Raw genomic sequence first — 648 nt, 5'->3', positions numbered from 1 at the left:
CCGGTCCCATCCCGAACCCGGAAGTTAAGCCCTTCAGCGCCGATGGTACTGCATGGGAGACTGTGTGGGAGAGTAGGGCACCGCCGCAATTAACATCGAGAAGGCCCGAACCATTGGTTCGGGCCTTCTCGCATTTCTGCGGCTACAGACTTTCTGGTGGCTGCAGATTCGAGTTATGAGAGAACCCGGCCCCGTGTGGGGGCCGGGCTTTCGTTGTTCTAGAGGGTGGTGGAGGTTCCGGTGAGGACGGCTTCCCAGCGGGGCGAGGTCGTCAGGACGGTGAGGCGTTGGGTGGCGCGGGAGACCGCGACGTAGAGGGTGCGCAGGCCCATCGGGGACTGGGCGGCGATCTCCTCGGGCGCGACGATGACGGCGGCGTCGAACTCCAGGCCCTTCGCTTCGAGGACGTCGAGGAGCTGGACCCGGTCGGGGACGTCCCATGCCTCCTGCGGCCAGGCCAGCGGCAGGATGACGCCGATGGTGCCTTCGACCTGGCCGAGCAGGTCGATGACGGCGTCGCGCGCCGAATGCAGGAGTGTTTCGCGGTCCTTGTCGGGGAGCGGCACGAACGAGGACGTCTGCTGGACGGCGGCCTGGCCGTTGGGTTCGGGGGCGGCCGCGGTGCCGCCGCGCGCCCTGCGCCGGCGG

The 648-nt window shown here is 68.2% G+C and carries 1 protein-coding gene and 1 rRNA gene; one reads left to right on the top strand and one right to left on the bottom strand.

Annotation, left to right across the window (positions count from 1 at the left end):
* Positions 1–89, top strand: a 5S ribosomal RNA gene (rrf, locus tag ACYVE7_RS35240); the annotation flags it as partial.
* Between the two features lie 129 nt (positions 90–218).
* Here rrf and ACYVE7_RS35235 read toward each other — a convergent pair.
* Positions 219–648: ATP-binding domain-containing protein (locus ACYVE7_RS35235; protein WP_460371030.1), on the bottom strand; the 430-nt coding region annotated here is incomplete at its 5' end.

Source organism: Actinocorallia lasiicapitis (genome assembly GCF_054778695.1).
Note: the sequence above shows the minus strand (reverse complement) of the source record. Positions and strands in the feature narration are given on the sequence as shown.